This is a genomic window from Nguyenibacter vanlangensis, from assembly GCF_013376155.1.
GTDB lineage: Bacteria > Pseudomonadota > Alphaproteobacteria > Acetobacterales > Acetobacteraceae > Gluconacetobacter > Gluconacetobacter vanlangensis.
The window spans coordinates 1-5,272 of record NZ_JABXXP010000172.1 but is presented as its reverse complement, the minus strand read 5'-3'; the positions used below and the strand labels follow the sequence as shown (position 1 = coordinate 5,272).

Genomic DNA, 5,272 nt, shown 5'->3' with positions numbered 1-5,272 from the left:
CGGCGAGCCCCTCGGCGGGGCCAAGGTCGGTGCCGTAGCGCGCGCGCCAGGCGGCGGCCGTTTCGGCGGCTGTTTCGGCGACCGTTTCGGTTGAAGATGACGGGTGATCCATCATGCGGCCAGAGTTCCCTTGAATGCGACGATTGATCCCTCGGCGATCTTGGCGTCAGTCATGTTACGAAACCGCCGCATTGTTCGCCCGGGGTTCAGCGCCCAGGTTCAGCAGCCTTTGCGTCGTCGTCATCGCGTCGTCGAACGGGCGGCGGTCGCGGGTGAACTTGGCCAGCAGCGTGGCACCAAGCCAGAGCTGGTAGAGGGACATGGCCAGCACGGCCCCCGGATCGGCGGTCCCCGGATCGGCGCCCTTCCGCTCGGCAAGCACCAGCGAGCCGTCCCGCCGCCCGTCATCGATGCAGCGTGCAAGGCGGTCGACGATCCGCCCGGTGCCATCCTGCAGGATGGCCCGCATGCCCTCGGACAGGTCGCAGACTTCGGCGCCCAGCTTGACCGCCAGGCACTGGCTGAAGATGTCGCCGCTGACATAGCCCTCGCGCCAGCCCTGCCAATAGGACATCAGCCGGTCGGCGGCCGGCGCGCCGGGCGTGCCCAGCACGACGTCCAGCCGCGCGAGGTATTGGGTGAAATAGCGCTCCAGCAGCGCCTCGCCGAATGCCTCCTTGGATGCGAAATAATGATAGAACGATCCCTTGGGGACCTGGGCGGCACCCAGGATCTCGTTCAGGCCGACAGCGGAAAATCCCCGCCCGCCGATGATCGGACGGGCGGTGTCCAGGATGCGCTGCCGCGTGTCGCCATGGGCCGGGTTGAGGACCTGGCCACGGGTCGGGCCATGGGCTGGAGAGGCGTTCATGCCCCGATCCATAGCGCGGATTAGACCGGTCGTCTAGACGGCCGTCGCGGTTCACCGACCATACGCTCCAGTGCGTGGAGCCGATCGACCGTTTCCGCCGGAACGCCAGTCTGTTGCCGCTCTCGACGGGCATTTGCCCGTCTGGTCCAGATCCAGACGCACCGTCCGGGCGAGAACGTCAGCAGAAATGGCCTCCATCAATTCCAAGGTGGCCCGTCGTTCAGAATGCAAAGGAAGCATCACCAAAAAGTGTAGCCACCATAAAAACGCAAAAATAGCGCGTAAGGTGCGTAACTTTCATCACGAATGACTGCCCGCTTCTGCAATAAAAACATTTTATTCTTGACAGAAACGTATGCACATTTTCTATAATTTCCCTTGATAGGAATGAAACAACCGCCTGAAGCAACGCCCGATACGATGTCCGGAGGGTTAATGCGTGCAGTAACGCGCACTCTTGCACGACAAAAGTTATATACGGCGATCAACGTCGCGGGGCTCGCGTTGGGTATCTCCGTATTCGTGACGATGAGCCTCATCGTACGATACGAGTTTGGTTATGACGCCTACCTCCCCAATACGGACTCGATCTATCGCGCGGACATCGTATGGCGTTTGCCCGGCAGCGCGCCCGAGGAGTGGCCGGTTGCGAGCTTCTTCGCCACATCATTCCTTAAACAGGATTTTGCAGGAATCAGCGATACGCTGCGTGTCTGGCCGAGAACGACAGCGATTCGGATCCGGAATGGAGCGAGCCGCGAACCTCTGACACAAGCCGACGCTAATTTCTTCTCGTTTTTTCATCTCGCGGTTGTCAGCGGCAACGAGACGCAGGCGCTAACGCGACCCGACTGGATTGCGATTCCCGCCAGCCTGGCTCTGAAGTATTTTGGGACCACGCAGGCGGTCGGAAAAACAATGACGCTTTTGGATGACGGGCGGACGCATATCGTCTCGCTCGTCTATGCCGACCCACCTGCCAACACGAGCTTTTCCTTCGGCATCATAGAGTTGGTTCCGCCTGATTTCATCAGACGCCAAATGTCCACGCCTGAGTCCGGGCTTACCTACTGGGGATCGACGCCGGGTACACTCTGGGTGCGGATTCCAAACGAACGGGATGTCGATACCATCGAGACCGGGATCGCCCGCTACGTGACGCGTCATCCCTCTGCGCCGAGCGTTGCGCAAGCGCGCGCCTACTGGGGCGATAGCGGACTGCATCTCGTTGGACTGCGCGAACTCCATTTTCACGACGCAGCGATCGGCTGGGGCGGGATGCATCGGCAGCTTGTCGTCATCCTCGGACTGGTGGGTTTGTCTGCCCTGGCGACGGCGGCTGTCAACTACGTCAATATGGCCACCGCCCGTGCCGGGATTCGCGCTCGCGAGGTCGCGATGCGCAAGGTACTGGGTGGCACACGTCGGAATTTGGTTGCTCAGTTCCTTTCCGAAGCCATCTGCCTTGTCGCATCCGCTGCCTTCATTGGTCTCTCCCTGGTCGAATTGTCCCTCCGTTCAATCAATGTCCTTGGTGGCTGGCACGTCACATTGGCGCCTTCCTTTACGTTACCATTGTTGGTGATCATCACGTTGGGCGTAGGAACGTTGGCTGGTCTTTACCCGGCATTTGTCCTGTCATCGTTCCGTCCTGCGGCCGTGCTGGCAACCGGCCGGATGCCGGCCGGCGGACGGATGGCATCAATGTTGCGCAACGTCCTGGTGACAAGTCAGTTTACGTTCGCCATCGCCTTGGCGGTCTGCACCCTGGTCATGAAGGAGCAGGCGTATTTCGTGCAACATCTTGCGCGCGGCATCCGAACAGACGGGATAATAATTCTGGATGCAGATGGCTCTGCAGGTCGCGAGAGTGCGATTTTGCAGCGGCTTCGTGCAGTGCCTGGCGTTCTTATGGTAGAACGCTCCAATCTCTATCCGCATCACCTCCAGAGTGGCGGCGTGTTTATCCGGGAGGGTACTGGGGCAACCCGTTCGGAACTTGCCGTGGGGCATGTGTCGTCCGGTTTCCTCGATTTATATGGTTTCCAGCTTGTCGCCGGACGGTGGTTCGATCCGGCCCGTTCAGATGACTTCGAAGACCCCGCCTCTTCTTCCGACAGGCGAAGCGACGTTCCATTCGTCCAGGGCGTGGTTATCAGTGCGCTGGCGGCGCAACGATTAGGCTTTCCACGGATCGAGGATGCTTATGGACAGATTATCAGAGAGGCTTCCGATCCGACGCCCTTGAGGATTATCGGAATCGTCCGCGATGTTCGACTATCGGGCCCGCATGATTCACTTCGGCCCGTGATCTTCTACGGCATCCGTGCGACTGGCCATATGACTGCTGACGTCGCGTGGCAGGTCCGATATTCCGGCGTGAATGAAGGGCTGGAGATGGCGCGCCTTCGCGCCGCGTGGGAAGATATTCTTCCCGATACGCCCATACAGGCGCAGAGCGTGCCGGACATCTTAAGTGCAGACTACCGAACGGATCGCAACCACAGCCTGTTGTTTGGAATAGGGTCGGCTATCGCCATTGGTATTGCCTGTCTTGGTCTTTACGGTCTGTCCATTTTTCACGTCTCTCACCGGATGCACGAAATCGGCATTCGCAAGGTTCTCGGAGCCCGCACGCGCGATATCCTGTTTCTGCTCTCAACACAATTCATTCGCCCGATCACCATCGCCAACTTGATCGCATGGCCCCTTGCGTGGGGGATCATGCGGCACTGGCTGGATACGTTCGACCAGCGCATCACGCTTACGCCGGTACCGTTTGTCCTTGTGACCGCCGCAGCAACGCTGATTGCCGCCCTTACTATTGCTGTACAGACGTGGCGGGCTGCAAGGAAGCCGCCTGGCGCCACATTACGTCAAATTTGAATGGGAATATAGAATCGGCCCCACGCGATCGAGACTGATTGTGCTGCCACCAAAGGCTGATCCAGAACCCATTCCGCTCGATCCCGGCGATGCCGTTATTACACTTCTCACTTTTTGTTTTCATCCTTCAGGTATTTAATGCACGAAACGGATAGACTCCTGATAGAAGACATTTCCCCTGCTCATGCAGGGGAAATGTTCAATGGCTTACAAGATTCTCGCGCGTATAAATTTATACCGGATGATCCGCCCAGGCATTTCACCGCCCTGAGAGAACGTTACAGAAAATTATCTGCCAACAAAATATCGCCGGATGGCCGTGAAGAATGGTTGAATTGGGTCCTACGCTTGAAGGACGGAGGATCGCTCATTGGATTCATTCAAGCGACTATAAATGTTGGCGATAGGGAATCGTTGGTCGCCTATCAGCTATTTCCTGCCTTTTGGGGAAAGGGATACGCTCAGGAATCCTTGGAATGGTTGGTACAAGAACTGTTTCACAACCGCGGCGTGAACGTTTTGGTTGCACTCATTGATACGCGCAACACGAATTCCATTCGGCTTGTGGAAAAAATCGGATTTACTATGGACAAAATCATAAAAGATGCCGATTCCTTCAAAGGGCGCACAAGTGATGAATTCCGGTTTATTTTGCGTCGAGAAAAATTCAGTCTGTAGGTAGGGGCCCGATGTAATGCCGCGCCAACCGATATCGGGCCCGGTGCCGAACTTGGGAATCATCAAGCGCTTTGCCAGACGGATACGGAGCGGGCGTATGTTTCGTTTTATCGAACGTTCGTCTCCACCCTCTATGGCCGGCATCGTATTGTCTAAATTCGCAAATGCGTCTCTTATTCGCCCATGACGAGTGATCGGACATGGCCCTGGCGCGTGGCGCCATTTTTGCTGTTGGGTGGCTGCGCGGTGCGTGGCGCGCCCGCCTTTCCTCTGGTCGGGGCTTATTTCCCGGACTGGATGCTGTGCGCCATGATCGGCATCGGCGCGTCGCTGCTGTTGCGCGCGCTGTTCCTGCCCGTCGGTATCGACGCGGTCCTCGGTTTCAGGCTGTTCACCTATGTCGCGCTGGGGGTCGTGTCCGGCCTGGTTGCCTGGCTGGCCTGGTTCGGACCGTAAGAGACGAGGATGCGGGAGATCCGGATGCCGGGCAGAAGGCCCCTGGGTGTGGCGATCGCCGTGCTGTGCGTCGCGGCGGCGGTCGGGCTGGGCGTGCATGTCGCGCGCGAGGACAGCGCGCACCCGTCCTCGGACAGCGGCACGATCGACGCCGAGCTGGTCCATGTGGCCAGCACCGTCGGCGGGCGGCTGGTCGCGTTGCCGGTCCGCGTCAACCAGGCGGTGCGCAAGGGCGATCTGCTCTATCGCCTGGACCCCGAGCCCTATGAGCTGGCCGTGCGCCAGGCCGAGGCCAATCTGGCGCTGGCCGAGGCCGAGGTGGAGAACCAGCGCCGGCTGGTCGCGGTGAAAACGGCCACCGCCGAGCAGGCGCGGGACCAG

Annotated in this window: 5 protein-coding genes; 4 read left to right on the top strand and 1 reads right to left on the bottom strand. The window is 59.1% G+C overall.

What is annotated here, in order from left to right; genetic code table 11:
- Nucleotides 1–175: 175 nt before the first annotated feature.
- A complete protein-coding gene (locus HUK84_RS09825; protein ID WP_176640131.1) occupies nt 176–871 on the bottom strand; it encodes a TetR/AcrR family transcriptional regulator in 696 nt (231 codons plus the stop codon).
- 387 nt (nt 872–1,258) lie between these two features.
- Between HUK84_RS09825 and HUK84_RS09820 the strand changes: the two genes are divergently transcribed.
- The 4 genes from HUK84_RS09820 to HUK84_RS09805 form a co-directional block, all read left to right on the top strand.
- Complete coding sequence (locus tag HUK84_RS09820) at nt 1,259–3,757, top strand: ABC transporter permease (protein ID WP_218064302.1); 2,499 nt, start codon at nt 1,259–1,261, stop codon at nt 3,755–3,757.
- A gap of 138 nt (nt 3,758–3,895) precedes the next feature.
- On the top strand, nt 3,896–4,435 hold the full coding sequence (locus HUK84_RS09815; RefSeq protein ID WP_176640129.1) for a GNAT family N-acetyltransferase: 540 nt from the start codon (nt 3,896–3,898) through the stop codon (nt 4,433–4,435).
- Between the two features lie 246 nt (nt 4,436–4,681).
- Nucleotides 4,682–4,891 carry a YtcA family lipoprotein gene (locus HUK84_RS23180; protein WP_317135271.1) on the top strand — a complete coding sequence of 70 codons (210 nt, stop codon included), beginning with the start codon at nt 4,682–4,684 and terminating at the stop codon, nt 4,889–4,891.
- A 24-nt stretch (nt 4,892–4,915) separates the two neighbouring features.
- The coding region (locus HUK84_RS09805) for a biotin/lipoyl-binding protein (RefSeq protein WP_374729306.1) at nt 4,916–5,272 on the top strand (357 nt) is incomplete at its 3' end.

Bases quoted from the DNA above. Each gene is read 5' to 3' on its own strand.
- HUK84_RS09815 (WP_176640129.1), top strand. From the start codon at position 3,896: ATGCACGAAACGGATAGACTCCTGATAGAAGACATTTCCCCTGCTCAT.
- HUK84_RS09820 (WP_218064302.1), top strand. From the start codon at position 1,259: ATGAAACAACCGCCTGAAGCAACGCCCGATACGATGTCCGGAGGGTTA.
- HUK84_RS09825 (WP_176640131.1), bottom strand. From the start codon at position 871: ATGAACGCCTCTCCAGCCCATGGCCCGACCCGTGGCCAGGTCCTCAAC.